Origin of the sequence: Mariprofundus erugo (assembly GCF_005818865.1) — a bacterium.
Lineage (GTDB): Bacteria > Pseudomonadota > Zetaproteobacteria > Mariprofundales > Mariprofundaceae > Mariprofundus > Mariprofundus erugo.
Genome location: NZ_VBRY01000001.1, coordinates 64,937 through 87,794, shown reverse-complemented (window position 1 = coordinate 87,794; position 22,858 = coordinate 64,937). Strand labels below are relative to the sequence as shown.

At 56.6% G+C, this 22,858-nt stretch carries 24 protein-coding genes; 16 read left to right on the top strand and 8 right to left on the bottom strand.

What is annotated here, in order from left to right:
- Positions 1-6 precede the first annotated feature (6 nt).
- The 7 genes from hflD (at position 7) to FEF65_RS00430 (ending at position 6,989) form a co-directional block, all read left to right on the top strand.
- Positions 7-651, top strand: coding sequence for a high frequency lysogenization protein HflD (gene hflD / locus FEF65_RS00460; RefSeq protein ID WP_138237820.1), 645 nt, complete (start codon positions 7-9; stop codon positions 649-651).
- Between the two features lie 74 nt (positions 652-725).
- Entirely contained in the window at positions 726-983 is a 258-nt protein-coding gene (locus tag FEF65_RS00455) for a hypothetical protein (RefSeq protein ID WP_138237819.1), read from the top strand.
- Positions 980-1,621, top strand: coding sequence for an OmpA family protein (locus FEF65_RS00450; RefSeq protein ID WP_138237818.1), 642 nt, complete (start codon positions 980-982; stop codon positions 1,619-1,621). The genes FEF65_RS00455 and FEF65_RS00450 overlap by 4 nt, the downstream gene beginning before the upstream one ends.
- Before the next feature lie 137 nt (positions 1,622-1,758).
- Positions 1,759-3,288 carry a SulP family inorganic anion transporter gene (locus FEF65_RS00445; RefSeq protein WP_138237817.1) on the top strand — a complete coding sequence of 510 codons (1,530 nt, stop codon included), beginning with the start codon at positions 1,759-1,761 and terminating at the stop codon, positions 3,286-3,288.
- Positions 3,289-3,455: 167 nt separating this feature from the next.
- Positions 3,456-4,718, top strand: a complete 1,263-nt coding sequence (locus FEF65_RS00440; protein ID WP_138237816.1) for a paraquat-inducible protein A — start codon at positions 3,456-3,458, stop codon at positions 4,716-4,718.
- Positions 4,715-6,358, top strand: a complete 1,644-nt coding sequence (locus FEF65_RS00435; RefSeq protein WP_238701084.1) for a PqiB family protein — start codon at positions 4,715-4,717, stop codon at positions 6,356-6,358. The genes FEF65_RS00440 and FEF65_RS00435 overlap by 4 nt, the downstream gene beginning before the upstream one ends.
- A 1-nt stretch (position 6,359) precedes the next feature.
- Entirely contained in the window at positions 6,360-6,989 is a 630-nt protein-coding gene (locus FEF65_RS00430) for a PqiC family protein (RefSeq protein WP_138237815.1), read from the top strand.
- A 119-nt stretch (positions 6,990-7,108) separates the two neighbouring features.
- On the opposite strand, the gene FEF65_RS00425 is transcribed toward FEF65_RS00430, so the two are convergent.
- From FEF65_RS00425 to FEF65_RS00415, 3 genes are all read right to left on the bottom strand, one after another.
- The gene (locus tag FEF65_RS00425; RefSeq protein WP_138237814.1) at positions 7,109-8,848 is read right to left on the bottom strand and encodes a hybrid sensor histidine kinase/response regulator; all 1,740 of its coding nucleotides are present in this window, start codon (positions 8,846-8,848) and stop codon (positions 7,109-7,111) included.
- 158 nt (positions 8,849-9,006) lie between these two features.
- Entirely contained in the window at positions 9,007-9,477 is a 471-nt protein-coding gene (locus FEF65_RS00420; RefSeq protein WP_138237813.1) for a HugZ family pyridoxamine 5'-phosphate oxidase, read from the bottom strand.
- 50 nt (positions 9,478-9,527) lie between these two features.
- Positions 9,528-11,489: a penicillin-binding protein activator gene (locus tag FEF65_RS00415; RefSeq protein ID WP_138237812.1), complete on the bottom strand. Its 1,962-nt coding sequence runs from the start codon at positions 11,487-11,489 to the stop codon at positions 9,528-9,530.
- Between FEF65_RS00415 and rsmI the strand changes: the two genes are divergently transcribed.
- The 9 genes from rsmI (at position 11,488) to FEF65_RS00370 (ending at position 17,439) form a co-directional block, all read left to right on the top strand.
- On the top strand, positions 11,488-12,348 hold the full coding sequence (gene rsmI / locus FEF65_RS00410) for a 16S rRNA (cytidine(1402)-2'-O)-methyltransferase (RefSeq protein ID WP_138237811.1): 861 nt from the start codon (positions 11,488-11,490) through the stop codon (positions 12,346-12,348). The genes FEF65_RS00415 and rsmI overlap by 2 nt on opposite strands.
- 5 nt (positions 12,349-12,353) lie before the next feature.
- Positions 12,354-12,716: a YraN family protein gene (locus FEF65_RS00405; RefSeq protein ID WP_138237810.1), complete on the top strand. Its 363-nt coding sequence runs from the start codon at positions 12,354-12,356 to the stop codon at positions 12,714-12,716.
- A gap of 11 nt (positions 12,717-12,727) precedes the next feature.
- Positions 12,728-13,318, top strand: coding sequence for a D-sedoheptulose 7-phosphate isomerase (gene gmhA, locus FEF65_RS00400; RefSeq protein ID WP_138238078.1), 591 nt, complete (start codon positions 12,728-12,730; stop codon positions 13,316-13,318).
- Entirely contained in the window at positions 13,315-14,268 is a 954-nt protein-coding gene (locus tag FEF65_RS00395) for a GSU2086 family protein (RefSeq protein WP_138237809.1), read from the top strand. Before gmhA ends, FEF65_RS00395 begins: the two co-directional genes overlap by 4 nt.
- Positions 14,269-14,281: 13 nt before the next feature.
- Positions 14,282-14,860, top strand: a complete 579-nt coding sequence (locus tag FEF65_RS00390) for a BON domain-containing protein (protein WP_138238077.1) — start codon at positions 14,282-14,284, stop codon at positions 14,858-14,860.
- Positions 14,857-15,333 carry a D-glycero-beta-D-manno-heptose 1-phosphate adenylyltransferase gene (gene rfaE2, locus FEF65_RS00385; protein WP_138237808.1) on the top strand — a complete coding sequence of 159 codons (477 nt, stop codon included), beginning with the start codon at positions 14,857-14,859 and terminating at the stop codon, positions 15,331-15,333. The genes FEF65_RS00390 and rfaE2 overlap by 4 nt, the downstream gene beginning before the upstream one ends.
- Positions 15,330-16,505, top strand: coding sequence for a 4-phosphoerythronate dehydrogenase (locus FEF65_RS00380; RefSeq protein ID WP_138237807.1), 1,176 nt, complete (start codon positions 15,330-15,332; stop codon positions 16,503-16,505). Before rfaE2 ends, FEF65_RS00380 begins: the two co-directional genes overlap by 4 nt.
- 9 nt (positions 16,506-16,514) lie before the next feature.
- The gene (gene orn / locus FEF65_RS00375; RefSeq protein ID WP_138237806.1) at positions 16,515-17,063 is read left to right on the top strand and encodes an oligoribonuclease; all 549 of its coding nucleotides are present in this window, start codon (positions 16,515-16,517) and stop codon (positions 17,061-17,063) included.
- Positions 17,064-17,226: 163 nt separating this feature from the next.
- Positions 17,227-17,439, top strand: coding sequence for an acetyltransferase (locus tag FEF65_RS00370; RefSeq protein WP_138237805.1), 213 nt, complete (start codon positions 17,227-17,229; stop codon positions 17,437-17,439).
- Between the two features lie 77 nt (positions 17,440-17,516).
- Here FEF65_RS00370 and FEF65_RS00365 read toward each other — a convergent pair whose 3' ends face one another.
- From FEF65_RS00365 to eno, 5 genes are read right to left on the bottom strand one after another with little or no spacing between them, the layout of a single operon-like run.
- A complete protein-coding gene (locus FEF65_RS00365) occupies positions 17,517-18,212 on the bottom strand; it encodes a phosphoadenylyl-sulfate reductase (RefSeq protein WP_138237804.1) in 696 nt (231 codons plus the stop codon).
- A gap of 55 nt (positions 18,213-18,267) precedes the next feature.
- Positions 18,268-19,653, bottom strand: a complete 1,386-nt coding sequence (gene cysS / locus FEF65_RS00360; RefSeq protein WP_138237803.1) for a cysteine--tRNA ligase — start codon at positions 19,651-19,653, stop codon at positions 18,268-18,270.
- Positions 19,650-21,032 carry a glutamate--tRNA ligase gene (gltX, locus tag FEF65_RS00355; protein ID WP_138237802.1) on the bottom strand — a complete coding sequence of 461 codons (1,383 nt, stop codon included), beginning with the start codon at positions 21,030-21,032 and terminating at the stop codon, positions 19,650-19,652. The genes cysS and gltX overlap by 4 nt, the downstream gene beginning before the upstream one ends.
- A 34-nt stretch (positions 21,033-21,066) precedes the next feature.
- Entirely contained in the window at positions 21,067-21,420 is a 354-nt protein-coding gene (locus FEF65_RS00350; protein WP_138237801.1) for an FtsB family cell division protein, read from the bottom strand.
- Positions 21,421-21,452: 32 nt separating this feature from the next.
- Positions 21,453-22,730 carry a phosphopyruvate hydratase gene (eno, locus tag FEF65_RS00345; RefSeq protein WP_138237800.1) on the bottom strand — a complete coding sequence of 426 codons (1,278 nt, stop codon included), beginning with the start codon at positions 22,728-22,730 and terminating at the stop codon, positions 21,453-21,455.
- Positions 22,731-22,858 lie beyond the last annotated feature (128 nt).

Genomic DNA, 22,858 nt, shown 5'->3' with positions numbered 1-22,858 from the left:
AGCCGCATGTCGCATCAGTCTCACACCGCTATCAGCCAGCGCGCTATCGCACTCGCCGCCCTGACCCAGGCAGTCTACCTCGTCGACTCGATTGCCCGCAAAGGCACTGCCGATGCCGATGATTGTCGCACCATGCTGGAGAGCATCTTCCGGGAACCTGTTGCAGCCGATCAGCATATCGGCCTGTATTACAACGGCACCCCCGCCCTGCAAACAGGCTTGCGCATCTGCAGCAGCATGCTCAAGGGCGACAATCTGCCACAGCACAAGGCGCTGATGACCTACAGTGCAGGCCTGCTGACCCTGGAAGGAAAACTGACACAAAACAAAGCCGTACAACAGCAACTCGCTGCCGGCATGCAGCGTATCAACAACCAGCGCCACTATTTCGGCGACACCATGCATCCGAATATTATCGCTGCGATTGCCGATCTTTACGGTGAAACCATCAGCCAGATGAAACCACGTATCATGGTGCGTGGAAAATCCGAACACCTGAGTCAAGCGGGCAACACCCGCCGTGTCCGTGCACTGTTAATGGCCGGCCTGAGAGCCGCCCACCTCTGGCACAGTCAGGGTGGTGGCCATCTGACACTGCTGTTCAGACGCAAGGCACTTTTGCGCGAAATGGAGCAATTGCTGCAAGGATAAAAAGCAATCTCTGTTTTTGCTATTACCCGGTGACCGACTATAATGGCCCAACATCTCACACAAGGAGGAGAGGAATGGCACGTTTGATACTTTTGCTGTCAGCCCTGCTGACGTATGCACTGCCGGCACAGGCTCAGCTGTTTGTCAGTGTGGAGGAGCGGGAGGCAAAGATCACCGCCGAGCTGCAGGGAAATGAGGGCTACCATGCCGTGCTTGCCCGCAAGCTTGCATCCATCGCCACAACGGAAAAGGGGCAGCACGATCTGCGTGCGGCAAAAACCTTTATCAACATGGCAGAAGATGAAGCGGCCAAAGCCGGAGGTGCAAAATGATCAAACGTCTCGCGATTGCTGCAACGGCTACCCTCGCCCTCTCAGCCTGCGCCCCGCACATGAATACCGACAGCAGCAAGCTGGATGAGGCACGCAAGGCCATTGCCGATGCCAAAGCCGCCGGTGCAGAGAGCTGTGCCCCGAAACTGCAGGCTGAAGCCGTTGCCTCATACTACTGGGCTGCCCATGAACTCACCGAGGGGGATGTACATCCGGATGAAAATGCCAGCCTGATCGCCACCGCAGTCAACAAGGCCAATGAAGCCCGCAAGGCATGCTCCGGAAAACCGGCAAAGGTCGAAATCATCTCGCTTGAAGGTGTGTATTTCGATAATGACAGTGCCAACCTGCGACAGAGCTCCGTCGCCACGCTCGATAAAGCCGTGACTACGCTGAAAGCACGGGCAAACATCAGGGTTGAGGTTGCGGCTCACACCGACAGCAGCGGCTCCGACGGCTATAACATGGCACTCTCGACCCGCCGTGCCGCCAGCGTGATGGACTATCTTGTCGCGCATGGCATTGATGCATCGCGGCTGAGCTCCAAAGGCTATGGCGAAACCCAGCCTGTCGCTGATAACACCAGCAAGGAAGGGCGCGCCAAAAACCGCCGCGTTGAACTGCGCGTACTGAAATAAGCGCTCCGCCTGCATTGCAGGAACTGCTATCGGGCTGCCATATATTGGCAGCCCGTTTTTTTGCATACCCACCAAACTTGCCCTGAGCTCTCCCTCCCCTAGAGTGCCGCCCCCCCACGGTTACAACAGGAGTTGTCATGTTTCAGCTTTATTACAAACACGCTGCCGGGACGAGAGATGACCTGCTTTCAGGTCTGACGGTCGCCCTGGCGCTGGTTCCGGAGGCGGTTGCCTTTGCCTTTGTTGCCGGCGTCAACCCGCTGGTCGGACTATATGGTGCATTCCTGATGGGGCTTGTGACCTCGCTGGTCGGCGGGCGCCCCGGCATGATTTCCGGTGCCACCGGCTCCATGGCCGTGGTCATGGTGGCACTGGTATCGCAACACGGTGTCGAATATCTGTTTGCTGCCATTGTGCTGACCGGCCTGCTTCAACTCGCATTTGGCAGCCTGAAATTTGGCAAATACATCCGCATGGTGCCCTACCCGGTCATGCTCGGCTTCGTGAACGGACTGGCCATGGTCATTTTTCTGGCTCAGATGGAACACTTTAAAAGCACGGGAGCTGACGGCCACCTGCACTGGCTGACCGGCTCACCATTACTGACCATGCTGGGGCTGGTCACCCTGACCATGGCCATCATGTTTTTTCTGCCCAAAATCACCCGCGCCATACCGGCAGGCCTTGCTGCCATCCTCACCGTCAGCCTGCTGGTCATCTTCGGCGGCATCGACACCAAAACAGTCGGTGACATCGCCGATATCAGCGGTGGTTTTCCCGCATTCCATATTCCGGCTGTTCCGATGACTATGGAGACGCTGACCATCATCCTCCCCTATGCATTTATTCTGGCCGGTGTCGGACTGATCGAATCACTGCTGACCATGAGCGTCGTTGATGAAATGACCTCAACCCGGGGGCAGGGCAATCGCGTCTCGATCGGCCAGGGGCTGGCCAACACCATCAATGGCTTCTTCGGCGGCATGGGCGGCTGCGCCATGATCGGTCAGACCATGATCAATGTCTCATCCGGCGGCCTGCGCAATCTCTCCGGCATTGCCGCAGCCCTGTTTCTGCTGGTGTTTATCATGTTCACTTCGGATCTGATTGCCATGGTGCCGGTTGCAGCGCTGGTCGGCCTGATGTTCATGGTGGTCATCGGCACTTTCGAATGGGGCAGCTTCAATCTTCTCAACAAAATCCCCCGCGAAGACTCGTTTGTCGGCATTCTTGTCGCCGTCGTCACAGTATTCACCGACCTTGCCACTGCCGTCATCATCGGCGTCATTGCCACCGCACTGACCTTCTCGTGGAAACAGGCCCGGCATATCTATGCCGTTCATGAGGATCATAAAAATGGCGCCCGTACCTACAGGGTGCATGGCCCGCTCTTTTTCGCCTCCGTACACCGCTTTAATGATCTGTTTGATCCGGAAGATGATCCACAAAAAGTGTATATCGATTTTGCCATGTCACGCATCGCTGACCATTCGGCCATTGAGGCGATTGACCAGCTGGCCGAGCGATACAAAAAAGCCGGCAAGGAGATGCATCTGGTGCACTTAAGTCAGGAGTGTACTCAACTGCTGACCACCGCTGCAGATCTGGTTGAGGTCAATATCAAGGAAGACCCGCACTACCATGTGGCCGATGACAAACTGGCATAACTGCAGCGATCGCCTGCAGAGCCCGCCTGCCGACGGAAGGTGCTGATCAAGCCGGCGCTTCTGCGCCAGTCCGGATGGCCGCAAACCGGCATTGCCGCCATAGCGCAGCAATCGTTTCTTTTGCTACAATGCAGCTTGCAAACGCTGCTGCAGGAGGTTTCTGTTGCATGACCACAGCTGATCAACAGACCACCACCGGGCATGCCATCATGGCCTGCCACGAATGTGATTTGCTGCATCAGATCGAACGGATCCCGGCCGGAGGCAAGGCATTATGCAGCCGCTGCGGCAGCCTGTTACAGCAGAACCGGGGTAACAACCTGAATCGAACGCTGGCCCTGAACCTCGCGGCCCTGTTCTGTTTTATCCTCGCCAACACCTTCCCGTTTCTCTCCATGGAAATTGCCGGACGCAGTGAAGAGACCATCTTTGTTTCCGGCGTCCTCTCGCTGTGGCAACTGGACTGGGGAGCTCTGGGCATGCTCGTGCTGATGACCAGTCTGTTGTTCCCCCTGCTCAATACCCTTGCCCAGCTTTATCTGCTACTGCCGCTAAAGCTCGGCATTCACCCTCCGGGCATGGCTACGGTGTATCGTATCATCCGGGCCATCGCCCCGTGGTGCATGCTGGATGTGCTCCTGCTCAGCGTACTCATAGCCATCGCCAAACTGCTCGATCTTGCCCATATCATTCCAGGCATCTCTTTCTACGCCTTTATTGCACTGGTCCTGCTGACTGCTGCCGCATGGAACAGCTTCGACAGCCGCCTGCTGTGGCCCGCCACATCGGCCTCTTCGCTGCCGACAGCGACAGGCCCCACCGCTATCGCACGTAACTGGATTCACTGTCATACCTGTTCACTCCTGACCCCTGACAGCAATGACATCGATCATCCGCGTTGCCCCCGCTGCCACAGCCCCCTGCACCAGCGCAAACCCGATCACATGCAGAGAACCTGGGCTCTGATTATAACCGCAGCACTGCTGCTGATACCGGCGAACCTCTACCCGATCATGACTGTCATCCGTTTTGGCAAGGGCGAGTCGAGCACCATTACGGGCGGCATCATGCACCTGATCGAAAGCGGCATGTGGCCGCTGGGCATGATCGTGCTGGTGGCAAGCATCATCATTCCGGTCGCCAAACTTCTTATCCTCGCCTTTCTGCAACTTTCGGTACAAAAAAAATCACGCTGGCGCCTGCGCGATCGCGCTCTGCTCTACCGCTATACCGAGCTTGTCGGCTCATGGTCGATGGTCGACATCTTCCTGATTGCGCTGTTGGCCGGACTGGTTAAGCTGGATGCATTATCAACCATCACGCCGAATGCCGGCGCACTCTTTTTTGCCGGCGTCGTTGTAACAACCATCTTTGCGGCCAGGAGCTTTGATCCTCGCCTGATCTGGGACTGCGGAGGTCAGCAACATTGACTAGCGAAGACCAACTCCCCCCATCCGGGCAGTTTGCGACCCCGACCATTAAAAAGTCGGCCGGTTTTTCACTGATATGGCTGATCCCGCTGCTCACCGCCATCATCGGCGGCTGGCTGATGATCAAAACACAAATGGAACAGGGCCCCGTCATCACCATCTCGTTTAAAACAGCCGAAGGCATCGAGGCAGGTAAAACCAGGGTTAAGTTCAGGGACATCGATATCGGCGTTGTGCAACAGGTTGAGTTCAGCGACCGGTTCACCCATATCCTGGTCACTGCAAAACTGCGCAAGGATACCGAGCAGCTGCTACATCAGGGCAGCCGCTTCTGGGTGGTCAAGCCTCGCCTTGGCATCGGCGGCATATCCGGTCTGAACACACTGGTCTCGGGGGCCTATATCGAACTGGCGCCGGGCGAAGGAAAATACAGCAGGACTTTCACCGGCCTTGATACCCCGCCCATCATTCGTCCCGGGCAGGCGGGCATCGAGGTGGTACTCAAAAGTGAGCGGCTGGGCTCGCTCGATACCGGCTCCCCCATCTACTATCAGGGTATTCAGGCCGGTGAGGTACTGGGCTATGAGCTTGCCAAAGATAACAAAGGGGTACTGATACACGCATTTATCAGGGAGCCATTCCATCACTTTGTGCACAGCAATTCCCGTTTCTGGAATACCAGCGGCATCGATATCTCAACCGGTGTGGACGGCGTCAATGTGCATCTGGAATCGGTCAAAAGCCTGCTGATGGGCGGCATCGCGTTTACCACGCCGGATGCACCGGATACACATCCGAAAGAGATCAGCAACCTTGTCTTCACCCTGTTCAGAAATAAGGCAGAGATCACAGAAAACAGCCTGTTTGCCAAAAAGGAGCGTATCATTGCCCTGTTTGACGGCTCGGTACGCGGCCTGCAGGCCGGCGCACCGGTGGAGTTTAACGGCATCAAGGTGGGCATCGTTGAGGATCTGCGGCTGGAGTTCAACAGCGACAACGCCAGCTTCCGCATCCCGGTGATTCTGGCTATTGAGCCGGAACGTTTTCTGACTCCCGGACAGGATGCCAACCTGGATCACCGCGCCCTGTTCAAACAGCTGGTCGAAAAAGGGCTGCGTGCCCGCTTGCGCACCGGCAGCCTGCTCACCGGGAAAATATTCGTCGAACTGAATATCTTCCCCGGCACACCGGAACGCCTGCATGCCGATAGCCACTACCCCTACCCGGAAATCCCGACCATTCCGGGCGGCCTGGATCAGATCGCATCATCCGTCCAGAATATCCTGAGCAAACTCGAACGGGTCGATATTGAGAAAATCGGTTCAGCGCTGCAGCAGACGCTGGAAGGCAGCAGCAAACTGATCAACGGACCGGAGCTGAAGAGCTCCTTGCTGGCACTACAGCATACCCTGCAGACAGTCGACCGCCATGCCGAACCAATGGCAGAACATATGGGTGGCATCCTTGTACAGGCAAAAACAACATTACGGTTGATCAATCTGCAGCTGAAATCGGGATCACCGGTCACACAAATGAGTGAAGAGCTCAGTGATACCGCCCGCGCGATACGCGCACTGGTTGAAATACTTGAGCGAAATCCGAACGCCCTGCTGGTCGGAAAACCCGTTTCAGGAGATTAATATGCGCGCTACCCCGATTCGAACCGGCCTGATCGTTCTGCTTGCCGGCCTGACCGCCGCAGCCTGTACCACAAGCAAAACGACAGCCTCACATCTGTATGTGCTGACCCCGATGACGCATGCGGAAACAGCCCAGATCAAAAGCAAGCTGTTTACCGTCGCCATCGCCCGTCTGATGATGCCAGCCTATCTGGACCGTCCCCAGATTGTCAGCCGCAGCAGCAGTCATCAGTTACTGCTTGCCGAGGCGGAACGCTGGGGTGGAAATCTCAATAAAAACACCCGGCAGGTCATGGCTGACAACCTTGCCATCGCCTTTGAGAGCTCAAATATCGGCATGGTTCCTGTCGATGCCGAGCAAGCCCCCCGACTGAATATCGAGATTGAAGTTTCAAGCTTTGAGGCCTGGCCGGATGGCAAGGCACATCTGGCCGCCAACTGGCGCATCATCAACGAACATGGTGATATCATCGAAACCCGCAGCTCCGAGCTCACCCGCCCGATCAGCGGCAAGGGCTATGAGGCGATCGTTCAATCCATGAGCCTGTTGCTTGCCGATCTGAGCCGGGAAATTGCAGCACCGGTACTGCGTATCTATCACGAAACAACCGACCCGTCACACCCATCGTAAGGTACTGATTCACAGGCCCTCGAGCCATCACCGCTGTACAGCATTGTTCAGTCCGGACTGCGCTAAAACCGTCCGCTTCGCCTGTTTTTCCCGGCTCATCACCGTTGCAGCAAACCCTGTCAGTCCTGCTGCAACACCCCCGTTAACGCCACATAAAGGTCATTGGCCGCAAATGGTTTCTGGATAAAGCCGGACGGCTGCAAGCCATCAAAGCGGGCGAGCATATCGGAAGTATTGTATCCGGAAACCAGTACAATCGGGATATCCCTGATTTTCCTGATAGCCCTGAATGTATCCACACCATCCATCCCCGGCATCATCACATCGAGCAAAACCAGGTTTATACGCTCACCATCCTCACCCGCCAGGATATCGAGAGCTGCTTTCCCGTTTTCAGCTGCCACCCCCTGAAAACCGAGATAGTTAAGTACAGAGACCGTCATCTCGCGCACAACTTCATCATCATCTGTGACCAGCACAGTATGTCCCGCCGCCCACGAGGGCGAATCTTCACTGCCGGAAAGAGCGGGAGCCTGCTGTAGTACCTCGGTGACCGGGAAAAGCACCCGAAAGGTGGTCCCCTCACCGGGCACACTCTCCAGCGTCAGTGCGCCAAGATGACTTTGAATAATCCCCAGCACCGCACTCATTCCGAGACCGCGTCCGGTAAACTTGGTGGTAAAAAAGGGATCAAACAACCGTTCCCGGGTCGCCTGATCCATGCCACAGCCATTATCGCTCACCTCAAAATAGACATAGTCACCCGGAATCGTATTTTGACTGTACTCCAGCCGGTCGAGATCATCCTGATCGGCATGCAGGCAGCCGCTACGAATGGTAATCACACCATTCTCATCTCCGATCGCCTCATTGGCATTGGTGATCAGATTCATCATCACCTGCTGAATCTGAACCACATCCCCCAGAATATTCGGCAGATTCTCGTCCAGCTCGTACTCAACATGCACTTGTTTACCAATATTCACCGCCAGCAATGACGCCATATCACATAACAACTGCGAAAGATCGATCTCCTCCGGCCTGGAGGCCCGATGACCGGCATAGGTAAGCATCTGGCCACACAATTCAATGGCCTTTCTGCTGGCAACCCCGATGCGACCGAGAAACAACGACGCAGGAGCCTCCTTCCCCAGCACCCGCTCGGCCAGCTCAAGATTGCCGACAATGGCACTCAGAATATTGTTAAAGTCGTGGGCAATGCCACCTGCCAGCACGCCAAGAGATTCCAGTCGCTGCACATGTGCCACCTGCTTCTGCATCTCTATATTGGCCTGCTCCGCCAGCTGATGCTCCTGATACAGACGCAGCCGATCCAGCGCAACGGCGGCATGGCTGGCCATGGCAGAGAGATAATTAATCTGGCCGGCCGAGGGAAGCATCACGCCCTCATCACCGAACGATCCTGTACCGATCAGTCCGATCTTTTTGCCGGCCAGATGAATCGGCACATTGATAATGCTGCGATTCCCCAGCATTTCCACGATTGCTTTATTGGTGCGCGGATCGGTACGTGCATCTTCAACGATCACGACATGGTCAGCCGTCGCAATCTCCTGCAGAAATGCATCGCTCGACATATCCAGCGTGGGAATCTGTTCGGAAATTCCGACACTCTCCTGAGCTGTCAGCAGATACGCCATATCGGGCTCATCACCCAGCAGATACACCCAGGTGGTGTGGTAACCGATCACTTGCCGGATCTCATCACCCAGCGCCCTGAGCACGGCCGCATAATCATATGCCAGCTCCAGCTGCTTGGTCAGGCGCAATAATGAGTGCAAATGTTCGAGCGTAAGCGACGCTTCAAAATCCGGATGGGTCAGATCATCACTGATCATATTCAGCCCCTGCTACTGTAAGGGATGTCATCCTGACGTCGCACATACCTGCCATTAAAGTGCAACGACAAAACAGCGTCAAGCACCGCTCATAAGCCTTGTCTGCAACCCCGACAGATCAACGCGCGAACGAGTCCGCAGCATGGTTCAGGGGGAGGTCAGGAGCCGGTCGACCACATACGATGCCACCCCTGCAGGGAAAGCTCGCGGGCTGAACCAAAGCCGGCGATCCAGTAGACACGCTGTAATTGCAATGCGTAAAGCCTGAAATCAGGAAAGTCGAACAACGGTGCGGCATCCGGCATACGTTGCAGATAAGCCGCCCGGCCAGCGGCAAGAGCGGCATCCGACACAGGCTCGACCACACCCTGCAAACTCAATCGCGGCAGTGCCAGTACCGATGATCCCGCCTGCTCGGCAGTGCAGATCATCAGACCGGCCCGGGCATCGGCGGCCAGATTCCTGCTGTGGCGGGCAATACCCGAGAGATGCAACAGCGGCACCCCGCCGCCATCCATGGCGAACGGAACCATCGATGACTCCGGGCCGAACTCGCCTGTGGTGGAGAGAAAACCGCAGCGATGATGACCGCACAGTAATCTGATCTGCTCCGCATCGGATTCACGCATGACTCACCCCTGCCCTGCTGCAGCACCGTCGGCAAGAAAGGTTGCACATCTCAGCCAGCCGGTACCACTTCACCGTTACGAATGGTGTAGATATCAAGCTGTTTCTGTCCGATACCGGCATCATCGAAGTGCACCTGCCCGGTCACTGCCGGGAAGCCATCCGAATCATGCATGGCTCGAATAATCGCCTGCCCGTTCAGCCCCAGCCGACTGGTCAGCATTGTTGAGATACGCATGCTGTCGTAGGCCAGCAACAGCAGGTCGGAGGCATGATCACTGCCCCAGGCTTCGCGCAGAATAAAGCGCACACGTTGCAGGGCAGGGTCATCATTTTCATCAGCCGTCTTGCTGCCGGTACCCACAAAACGGGCACGGGAGAGGTAGCGACCGCGATCATCCAGCAAATGTCCATCCTGCCACTGGCTGCTGCCATAAAGCGGAATACCGGATATATCGGCATAGGCCAGCTGACCGGCAAGCAGCGCAACCTGCCTTCCCTTCAGCGCCAGATAGATGGCATCAAAGTTGACCGGCATATTGATTTCGATATCCATGGGCGGGAGAAATACACTCAGATCCTCATCGAGTGAGGCCAGCAGCTCCTCATCATCGGTATCATAGTGCAGCTGACGCAGGCGATCGCGATAATCCAGCGTCCCTTTTTCCAGCTGCACGGTCTGCACCACCTCACCGCCAAGCGCCTCAAAGGAGGCTTTCACCATCTCAGCTTCAGCCTGATCCTCACCATCATCACTGATAATCACCAGACGGCGGGCATCATGCTGCCAGGCATAATTGGCCATCGCCGAAAGCTGGGCCAGCGGCGACAGGGTATGAATGAACAGTGCCGGAGAGCGATGAGCAAGCTCGGTATGACCGGTCAGACTGATCAGGGGAATATCCGGTCGAAGATAGGGAATAATCGCTTCGGCCGCATCTGCCACCAGCGGCCCGATAATCATATTCACTGACTCATTGCTGAGTTGACGGTAGGCTTCAATGGCATGCGCGCTGTCGGAACCGGTGTCCTCAATGCGCAGCGTGATATAGGCATCGGACTCAAGGCTGGCCAGCGCGATACGAATCCCCTGCAGCGCCTCCTGACCATAACGGGCATACTGCCCGGTCAGCGGCAGCATCACACCGATGGTGGCCGCCCGCATCTCACCACTGGCCCATGCCTGCAACTGCCTGAGTTGCGGTGCTGATGGCTGGCTTGCCGCAAGCAACTGGGCGATGCGCCCCACCGAGGCCATATCGCCGGTCATCAGGCGCGACTGACCGCTATAGAGTGCAAATGCAGGCAACAGCTCACGATCAACACTGGTATCGGCAAAGGTTTGCTCCACTGTTTCCAGCGAGCTGCGACGCGCTGCCATACGCAACCAGGTATCGCGGCTGGCCTGATCAATATGCGCAGCCGCCAACAACCAGCGTACCGCCTCCGGTTCCGAGGCAACACGGGCATATGCCGGCCCCAGCTCAAAAATCTGGTCGGCCAGTTCACGGGTCAGGCGAGGATGCAGGAGTGCTGTTCGCATATCCTCCAGCGCACGATCAGGCTCCTGCTGGGTCAGCCACCAGTTGGCCCGCCAGAAATAGGCATAGGGTGCCAGTGCATGCTGAGGGTAGAGAACCAGCGCCTCGGCGACGGCTGCATCCCCCCCCTCAACTCCGTGCCCGAGCATCAGCTCGGCCTTGCGAAACTGTGCCTCTTCACGCAACAACGGTGGTGCCGATACGATCATCGTATCAAGACGGGCCAGGATAGCATTGATATCTTCACCTGCAGCGGCCTGCTCCATCAGCGCGCGAATTTCAGCCGCACTCTCCGGCGCCTGAGGCATCCCCGGCGTCGTCGCAGCCTCCTGCTTGAGCGGTTTCTGCACGGCAGAGGCAGTCGGAGCGGTTTTCGGTTCACAGCCGGCAAGCAGAATCAGGGCGGTCGCAGCCGCCATCAACATTGCCGGCATTGCAGAGAATCGGTTGGTCGGATATGGTTTCCAGAGCATGGAATCGCAACCTAATCATCCACACGCCATTGGCCAACTATTCGTCGTGGCAACGCCCATCGGCAACCTTTCCGACATCACATTTCGCGCTGTCGAAACACTTAAAAGCGTCGATGTCATTGCCGCAGAGGATACCCGCACCAGCCTGAAGCTGTTGCGCCACTATGGCATCGACACACCGATGATCGCCCTGCATGAACATAACGAAGCCGCCATGATCGACCGGGTGCAGGCCCGTCTTGAGCAGGGCGAATCAATCGCCCTGATCTCCGATGCGGGCACACCGCTGATTTCCGACCCGGGCTACCGGCTGGTTCGCCAGCTGCGCCAGGCAGGCATCCCGGTCACCCCGATCCCCGGCGCCAGCAGCGTTATGACCGGCCTGTGTGCAGCAGGTCTGGCGACAGATCACTTCCGTTTCGCCGGTTTCCTGCCCCGCAGCGGCACGGCCAGAGCCGAGGCAATCAGTCGCATTACCGGCAGCGATGAAACCACGGTACTGCTTGAGTCCCCTCGCCGTCTGCTCGAAACCCTGCAACAGCTGCAATCATTGCTGGATCCGGAGCGTGAGCTGGTCGTTGCCCGTGAGTTAACCAAGCTGCATGAGGAGTTTGTTTCCGGCACAGCAGCCGGTCTGGTCGAACACTTCACCGCTCACGAGCCACGCGGTGAAATTGTGCTGATGATCGCGGCTGCGAGTGAAATCACTGTAGCCCTGGATGATGCACAGATCCTCGCCTGCCTGAACAGCGAGGCCATGCTGGCCCTCCCCCCCTCGGCACGGGCAAAAGCAGTGGCAAAAACACTGGGCATCCCCCGCTCCAGAGCCTATGCACTGATGAGCAGCAACAGCGAATAACAGCGATGAGCACCCGCAGTGGCCAGATCGGAGAGTCGCAGGCCTGCAACTATCTGAAAAGGCACGGCTATCATATTCTGGCTCGCAACATACGACTGGCGCGCGGTGAGCTGGATATCATCTGCCGAAAAGAGGACCTGGTGATCTTTGTCGAGGTCAAGGCTCACCAGGACAGGGAGTCGGCACTGCTGGCCGTGGATGAAGATAAATGCAGCAGGATCCGCTCGGCGGCACTGGCATGGCTCGGAGGCCATGACAACTATGCATCCATGCAATGCCGCTTTGATTTAATCATCATCACCCCTAGACTCGGCTTGCCTGCCTGGCTGGGGCCGCACATTGAACATATGGAGGATATTATCAGGTGAGTTTGGATTCCATGACAGGGCGCTCCATCATCAACCAGGCACTCAATGACGGCATTGAATTGCGCCGGCAGTGCATGGATGTGCTCAGTGAACCACTGCTCCGCGCTGCCGCACTGATGGTCGAGTGCCTGCAGGGGGGCGGCAAAATACTCGCCTGCGGCAATGGCGGATCAGCAGCCGATGCCCAGCATTTTGCTGCCGAACTGGTCAACCGCTTTGAAACAGACCGACCGGCTCTTGCTGCCGTCGCCATGACCCATGATGCCTCCGTCATCACCAGTATTGCCAACGACTTCGCATTTTCGCGTATTTTTTCCCGTCAGGTTGAGGCGCTCGGCCGTCCTGGCGATTTACTGCTCGCCATCTCCACCAGCGGCAACTCGGAAAACATCATTGAGGCCGCCAAAGCGGCCAGCAGCATCGGTATGAAAACCATTACCATGACCGGCAAGGAGGGGGGCAAACTTGGCGCCATGGAAGAGATCGCAGTTCAGATTAATATTGCCCATTCATCGACACCGCGTATTCAGGAGATGCACATCACCTGCCTGCATATCCTATGCTCGCTGGTGGATAAAACTCTGTATGGAGACAAGTCATGAGTATCACTCCGCTTTCACTGGATTCACTTACAACCGTACCGCTGGCCAGTCGTGGCATTGACAGCGATGGCAAGGATTTCGGCGCGCCCTACAAGGCCGGCAGCGGGCTGGAAAACTTCCTCTGCAGCCTGCCGAATCTCGGCTGTGCCAGGGACCTGTTCCGCCTGCGCGATGCCATCATCACCGCCTTCCGTCACAAGCATGCGATCATTCTTGCCTGCGGCGGACATGTACTTGACTCCGGCCTGGGGCCGCTGATCTGCCGGCTGATCGAGCAGAAGCTGGTCACCGGCATTGCCCTGACCGGTGCAGCCCTGGAGCAGGACGTCGAAATCGCCATGACCGGGCGCACCATCAGTGCAGCAGAGCATGAACTCAATCACGGCCGCTACTGCTTCACCGAAGAGACCGGCCACCTGATCAATGATGCCATCAACTTCGGCAGCACAGAAAATCTCGGCATTGGTCAGAGCGTTGGTAAACACCTGCTGGAATCAGAACTTTCCCATCTGGACCACTCGATTGTAGCCACAGCATTCAGGTTCGGCGTGCCGGTTTCCGTCCACCCGGCTATCGGTGCGGATGCTTTCTGCATTCATCCGATGGCCCATGGTGAATCACTGGGAGCCGCCGGCATGCAGGATTTCAAACTGCTTGCTGCCATGATGACCGCCTGTAACGAAGGGGTACTGATCAATGCCGCCTCCGGCGTCATGATGCCGCGCGTATTACTGCAGGCCGTGGATGCCGCACGCAATGTCGGCAGCCATATCAACCGCCTGACCACCGCCGTCATTGATCCGGCAGCATCCACCTCTGCTATCACCAATGTGGTCAGCCGTCTTTCGCACCCGGATGGACACGGTTACTGGCTGTCCGGCCCCGATGAAATTATCCTGCCTCTCCTTTTTGCCTCGGTCGTTGAGGCCCTGGGCGATGAAATTCTTTAATACCGGAGTTCCCATGACCACCTTCCGTCTGATGATTGCGCTAACCCTGATCAGCGCCTCACTCTCCGGCTGCCTTGCAACAGCCATCGTTGGCACAGCCACGACAACCGCAAAGGTCGTGCACGACAAGCGCACACTCGGTCAGCAGTTCGATGATGTGGCTCTTACCTCAAAAATCGATGCCCGACTGATCGCGGAAAAGGATATGCCTTCACGCTGGATCAGCATTGATGTCATCAATGGCGATGTGACCCTGACCGGCTCACTGCCGACCAGCAGCCAGATCGACCGTGCTGTCTTCATTACAAAATCGATCGAAGGCGTACGCTCGGTGGATTCAAAACTTGAAGTCGGTGCACCGAAAATCAAGGGACTGCTGTCCGACAGCTGGATTACCACCCAGGTGAAGACCCGCCTGCTCAATGACAAGGTCGTTTCCGGACTTGGCATCCATGTCGATACCGTCAACGGCAAGGTTTACCTGAAGGGCGTGGTAAAACAGAACGTCGAACGGGTACGCGCCAAGGAAATCGCCCGCTCGGTTGATGGTGTCACAGCCGTGGTCGACCTGATGCAGTCCAGCGGCTCATGAACTCAGCCTGCGATCCTGCCGGGGCACGGCTGATAGTTGACCGCTGGCAAGCGGATGGACGTCGTATTGTCTTCACCAACGGCTGCTTCGACCTGCTGCATCCGGGTCATATCGATTACCTTTCGCGGGCTCGCGCCCTTGGTGATGTACTGATTGTCGGGCTTAATGACGATGACTCCATCCGCCGCCTGAAAGGCGAAAGCCGCCCGGTCAATCCGCTTGCCGATCGTGCCATCATGCTTGCTGCACTGCGCAGCGTGGATCTCGTCGTCCCCTTTTCCGAAGACACGCCACTTAAACTGATCTCGGCACTGAAACCGGACATTCTGGTCAAGGGGGGCGATTATGAACCGGCCAATATTGTCGGCGCTGAGGTGGTACTGGCAGCCGGTGGCAAGGTGGTGGTGATGCCGTTTATCGAGGGCTATTCGACCACCCGTCTGATCCGGCGCATTTACTCCCTGCCCCGATGACATCCCCTCACCTGAAAATTGTTGCCGATGCCCATATCTGGGGCGTAGAGAACGCTTTCTCCCGACTGCCCGGTTATGAGGTTGAGCTTTGCTGTGTTGAAAGCAGGGCCATCAACCGGCAGCTGCTGATGGACGCAGACATTCTTCTGACCCGCTCATCCACCCGTGTTGATGCAGCCTTGCTTGATGGCAGCCGCGTCCGCTTTGCCGCTACCGCCACAATTGGCGACGACCACTATGACAAGCACTGGCTTGATCAGCAGGGCATCGGCTGGGCCAATGCCGCCGGCTCATCCACAGGCTCCGTTATCGAATATATGACCACCCTGCTGCTTGAGCTGCATGTGCAGAACATGATTTCCATTCCCGACACGACCATCGGCATCATCGGTGCCGGACGCATCGGCGCGAGGCTTGCCAGCCTGTGCCAGAAACTCGGCATGAAGGTGATGGTCAATGATCCGCCACGGCAACGTGCAGAGGGCAATCACTCCTTTTATGAGCTCAATGAGCTGCTGGAGCAGGCTGATTTGATCACCCTGCATACGCCATTGATCCGCCACGGGCAGGATTGCACACACCACCTCATAGGCAAAACCGAGCTGGAGCAATTCAACGGCAGAGGAATCATCAATGCTGCTCGCGGCAGTTGTATCGACAATCAGGCGCTGCTCCACTGGCTCGATGGTGATAGCACCCGCTTTGCTGCACTCGACTGCTGGGAGTATGAACCCACCCCCATGCAAGCACTGCTGGCGCATCCGGGTATGGTCATTGCCACCCCGCATATCGCCGGTCACTCACTGGATGGCAAGGCCGCCAACACCGCCTTTGCCTATCTCGCCCTGTGCCGCTTTCTGAACATTGAGCCCACCTGGCAGATGGCCCACGATCTCCCGGAAGCACAGAACATCAAAGTCATCATTCCCTCCGGCGAGCCATGGTTTACGCTGCATACGGCGGCAACAGCCCTTTATCCGCTGGCCGATGACCACGCCACCATGAAATCATGGCTGGACCTGACCGATGATGAGCTGCCCAATGCATTCTCCGGTTATCGCCGCCACTACCCGGTCCGCCGCGCATGGCAGCAGGCCCCCGTACACTTTTCGTCCGGGATCTGCGCAGAAACCCGCCATCTGACCCATGTCATCGGCCTTAAAACCGTGTAGATTACCTGCATGAGCCATACAATCGATCATAATAACCTGGTCTGGATGGACCTGGAGATGACCGGCCTTGATCCGGAACGCGATACCATCATCGAAATTGCCACCATAATTACCGACAGCCATCTGAATATTGTTGCCGAAGGGCCGAATATTGTTGTGCATCAATCGGATGAAGTACTGGCGGCGATGGATGAATGGAATACCACCCATCACGGGGCTTCCGGGCTGACCGCCAAAGTCCGGGCCTCCACCATCTCGCTGGCGGAAGCCGAACAGCAGACGCTCGATTTCATTCGCAGCTATGTACCCCGCCGCACCTCCCCCTTGTGTGGCAATTCGATTCATCAGGACCGGCGCTTTCTGGTTTCCTATATGCCCGAGCTCGAAGCATGGATGCACTACCGCAATATCGATGTCAGCACGGTCAAGGAGCTGGCAAGACGCTGGTATCCGGATCAGAAGGCCCCGCAAAAGCAGGAGGCACACCTGGCACTGGCGGATATCCGCGAATCAATCAGCGAGCTTGCCTGGTACCGCCGCCAGCTCTTCCGCAACTAAGCCCGGAGAGGCTGCAACACTGCCCGAAACACCCACTTTTACTACGGTGCAAATCGCTGTTTCAACAGTAAAAGCGACCACCGCCTTCTGGACAGATGCACTGCGAGGCACCTATACTCAGAGTCGAAACGCTGCTCGTGAAGTCCGCACAAGGAGGTTTAATATGTATCTGAGAAATGCAAAATCCAGCGACCTTGCACATGTCATGGAGCTGTCTGAACTGACAGATCCCAACTCGGCAACGGTAAGGGTACGCTTCCATGCCGGTGAAGAGGCGGGGGAGCCTGTCAGCATCCAAAAGTCGGAGCTGAGCTTTGCTTCCGGTGAGGCACTGCCAAAATGCTGGCTTGATCCACACTACAGGGTCAGCTTCTGACTGACCTTAAAACAGACAGATCATAAGAAGCTGACCCGACCGGTCAGCTTCTTACGTTTCAGCAAAGCACCGACACATCAGCGCTTCTTTAACGGGCTGGCATGCAAGCCGCACTCGGCCACACCATCCTCCTGCTCCCACCACCAGCGGCCGGCACGCGGATCCTCGCCGACAGCAATCGCCCGTGAACACGGAGCACAGCCGATCGACGGGTAGTGGCGGTCATGCAACGCGTTATAGGGTACATCATGTTCGCGGATATAAGCCCACACCTCTGCTTCGCTCCATTCAATCAGCGGATTAAACTTCCTGATACCGAAGTGCGCATCATCCTCAACCGCCGCCATCTGCTGGCGCGAATCCGCCTGATCGCGGCGCACGCCCGTCATCCAGGCTTTACGGCCGGCAAGTGCCCGGCGCAACGGATGAATCTTGCGAATTTCACAACAACGCTTGCGCAACTCGACCGAATCACGAAACAGATTCAGGCCGTGCTCACGCACCATCGCCTCAACCTCTGCAGCGTCAGGAAAGTAGACCTCAATCGGCATCGAATAGCGCTTGCGACAGGCATCCATGACATCATAGGTCTCCTGAGGCAAACGACCGGTATCGAGAGTAATGACGGCGATCGATCTCCCGGCCCGACTGATCAAATCCAGAAGCACCACATCTTCGGCACCAAAACTGCAGGCGAATGCGACATCAGGGCCGTACTCAGCCACCGCCTGCCGGATCAGTGCCAGACTCTTTTCAATTTTTGATTCGGTCATTCATCTACTCCGTTCGCCCCGTCGGCCACTGCTTCAACACTGTCAAACATGCTTTTCAGGCACGTTTCCAGCTGGTACCACCGGGACCATCTTCAAGAATAATTCCATTCGCCGCCAGCTCCGCACGAATCGCATCGGCGCGGGCGAAGTCGCGCCCTTTTCTTGCCTGCAACCGCTCGGCAATCAGCGCTTCAATCGCAGCCGCTTCATCATCGCCCTCTTCACCACGGAACCAGCGCTCGCCATCCTGCTGCACAATGCCGAGCAGCGCGCACATCGCGCCAAAGCCTGCAATCAGAGCCGCCACATCTTCACCGGCATTAAGCCCTTTATTAATGGCCCGGCTATATTCAAACAAAACAGCCAGTGCTTCCGGCGTGTTAAAGTCATCATTCATCGCCGCGCCAAACGCTTCGGGCACAGCATCCGCTGCGGCAACAACCTCAACACCGAGTTGCTGCAAACGTTTGCGCGTCTCATAAAGGCGATCGAGTGCCGCCTTCGCCGCATCAAGCGCCGCATCTGAAAAATCTATCGCCGAGCGGTAATGGGTACCCAGCATAAACATCCGTAAAATTTCAGGCTGATAACGCTCCAGCACCTCACGAATGGTAAAGAAGTTCCCCAGCGACTTGGACATCTTCTCGGCATTGATATTCACAAAGCCGTTGTGCAGCCAGTAACGGGAGAAATCACCCCCATTGGCAGCACAGGCCTGTGCTATCTCATTTTCATGGTGAGGAAACTTAAGATCCATACCACCACCATGAATATCAAAGGTGGTACCCAGATGGCTGCAACTCATCGCCGAACATTCGATATGCCAGCCCGGTCGCCCGTCACCCCATGGCGATGGCCATGCAGGCTCACCCGGCTTGACCATTTTCCATAGCACAAAATCAAGCGGATCCCGCTTGCTCTGGTTGACATCCACGCGACTGCCCGCCTCAAGCTCATCAATCTTCTTGCCTGAAAGCTGGCCGTACGGTGCAAATTTACGTACGGCATACATCACATCGCCCGAATCGGCGACATAGGCGATATCCTTGTCCAGTAATGACTGAATCATTGCAATCATGGCGTCCATATGGGCTGTCGCACGGGGCTCATGCGTCGGGCGCAGGCAGCCAAGTGCATCGGCATCGGCATGAAAGGCTGCAATCATTTCGCCGGTCAGCGCATCAATGGCAATGCCACGTTCTGCTGCCCGGGCAATAATCTTGTCGTCCACATCGGTAAAGTTGCGCACATAATCGACATCATAGCCAAGCTGCATCAACCAGCGATAAATGACGTCAAACACAATCATCACGCGGGCATGGCCGACATGGCTGTAGTCATATACGGTCACACCGCAGACATACATCCCCGCCTTACCCGCCTGCAATGGCTGAAACAGCTCTTTTTCGCGCCGCAGTGAATTATATACGTGTAAACTCATGATTCCGCCTGTTCAATGGCGCTGCCAAGCCTCGCCTCAATCTCATCACTGCCGAGGAAGCTGACCACATCACTCATCTCAGGCCCGTGCAGAGCCCCCGACAAAGCCACACGCAGCGGCATAAACAGCGCCTTCCCCTTGCAACCGGTTCGCTCCCTGACCGCCGCCGTCCACGAGCGCCAGTCAGCATCCTCCAGCTCCTGCCAGGCCGCCAGTGCCTGACGATAGAACGCCGCCCCCGCCTCACGCATCACCGGCAGCGCCTCCTCCTCCAGAGGTGCCGCTACATCAAGCAGGCGCCGGAACTGAACCACATCACCCGCGCGCTCGATATTGCGCTCGATCAGTGCCGCAAAAGAGAGCAGCCGGGCCTCATCCACCTCTGGCAACCACGGACGGATCAATGGCAGCAGCGACGCCCGATCCAGCTCATGCAACAAACGGGTATGCCAGCGCCACATTTCATGATCCGACCAGCGTACAGAACTGGTGGAAACATGGGCTGCATTAAAATACTCAACCAGCTGCATGGCATCATGGGCCGAGTCAGGCATATTGGGATGCCCCAGACGAGCCATCGCCTGCACCAGTGCCAGCGGCAGCAGTCCCTCTTCACGCAGCTCGGCCACGCTGTGACTGCCACTTCGTTTGGAAAGCTTGCTGCCATCCATACCCAGCAACAGGCCATGGTGCAGATAAACAGGTGCCGCATAACCAAGCTCGCCGACCAGCCATGCCTGATAGGCTGAATTGGTCAGGTGATCATCACCACGCAACACATGGGTGATACCATCCACAGCATCATCAACGGCATTCGGCAACAGAAAGGTAAAGCTGCCATCAGAACGAACCACGACAGGATCGTCGAGATCCCGACGGGCAAAGACCACATCACCATGTAACAGATCGGGCACCGTGACCGCACCTTCATCGGCATGGACAGCCAGACGCCAGACAAATGATTCACTGGCGGCGCGCACCTCTGCCTCATCAACAGAGAGATGGCGACAACGGCCGACATAGCGGGGCGGAAGGCCACGGGCAGCAGAAAGCTTGCGATCCAGCCCCAGCTGGCTTTCGGAGCAGAAACAACGATAGGCGAGTCCCTGTGCTGCAAGTGAATCAAGTGCCGCACGATGTTTGACGGCATGACCGGACTGAAACAGCACATCGCCATCCCAGTTCAATCCCAGCCAGTGCAAATCCTGCTGAATGGCATCAATAAAGACCTGCTCGGAACGATCTCTGTCCGTATCTTCAAAGCGCAATAAAAATCGACCGCCATGTTTGCGTGCATACAGCCAGTTCAACAGTGCCGTACGGACATTTCCCAGATGCAACAAACCTGTCGGTGAAGGAGCAAATCTTGTTATGATCATGATGCCAATCCCACTCTTTCGATCTCTCTGCGCATTAGTGCCGGCGATCAGAAGCTGCGGATTTGCTGCCAGCTTCCGGCGATGGCGCCGCTCCGTCAGGCTCATCCGGCATAATCAGCATGAACTCATCCGGATGAACATAGCCAAGTTCCCGGTGCACCAGCTCTTCCAGTGCATCAGGGTCATTGCGCAAATGCAGAATTTGCTGGGACAGCAACTCCCGCTGCCGTTTGAGCTCATCAACCTCATCACGCAAAAGCTGAAGCTGGGCCGCCTCCTGACGATAGACCAGGTAGCCATGATCAGAGAGCACCAGGTTCCAGCTCATGTAGCCGATCGTGGCTGCTCCGCCAATCCAGAGCAGCCAGCGACCGATATGCCTACCCATTTCCGAGGATAACAGCAGCGCCGTAGCGCCACTTAACGAGCAAAGGCCGCCCGACCTGCATAACGGGCCTGTGCCCCGAGCTCTTCCTCAATACGCAGCAGCTGGTTGTATTTAGCCATACGATCGGAACGGGAAGCCGAACCGGACTTGATCTGACCGGTTGCCAGAGCAACAGCAAGATCAGCAATGGTTGCGTCTTCGGTTTCACCTGAGCGATGAGACATCATGCAACGGTAACCGGCATCATGCGCCATATTCACCGCAGCAATGGTCTCGGACAGGGTACCAATCTGGTTCACCTTGACGAGCAGAGCATTGGCAATACCCTTTTCAATACCCTCTTTCAGGATCGCAGGGTTGGTCACAAACAGGTCATCACCGACCAGCTGAACACGACCACCGACCTGACTGGTCAGCAGCTTCCAGCCATCCCAGTCACCCTCATCCAGACCATCTTCGACTGAAAGGATCGGATACTGACGGCACAGCGAGTCAATCAGATCAACCATACCGGCTGAATCCAGCTTGCGGTTACCTTCACCGGCCAGCACATAGCTGCCATCACGATAAAATTCGGAAGCGGCCATATCCGATGCAAGTGCCACGTCATCACCAGGCCTCAGGCCTGCTTTGGTAATGGCCTCAAGAATAACGGTGATACCCTCTTCATTGGAGCCCAGGTTCGGTGCAAAACCGCCTTCATCACCCACAGCAGTCACATGACCGGCCTTTTTAAGCACAGACTTCAGTGAGTGGAAAACCTCAGCCCCCATATCCAGTGCCTGGGCAAACGAGGATGCCCCCACCGGTACAATCATATATTCCTGGAAATCGATGCTGTTATCAGCGTGGGAACCGCCATTGATCACGTTCATGCATGGCACTGGCAGCAGGGTTGCCTTATCACCACCGAGATAGCGGAACAGGGAGCTTCCCTGCTCAACCGCCTGCGCTCTGGCAACGGCCATAGATACACCGAGAATGGCATTGGCACCGAGGCGCCCCTTGTTCGGCGTACCATCGAGTGCAATCAGGCAATCATCCAGCCCCTGCTGATCAGCCGCATCGCGCCCGGCCACTGCAGCTGCAATTTCGCCGTTTACATGGGCAACAGCTTTTCTTACCCCTTTGCCGCCAAGGCGACTGTCGCCATCGCGCAGTTCAACCGCTTCACGGGTACCTGTAGAGGCACCACTCGGAACTGCCGCGCGACCAAATGCGCCGGAGGCCAGTGTAACATCGACCTCGACTGTCGGGTTGCCGCGCGAATCAAAAATTTCGCGACCATATACTTTTACAATTTCACTCACTTTGTACTCCTTGCCGGCCCCATTGCCGACGCGTTTGAGATTATTTTTTCCGAAAGGTACGCAGGGGGAGATCACACGTCTATCAGACAAACACCGTTTTAATCGACGGTATTATGCCCTTAAGCAGC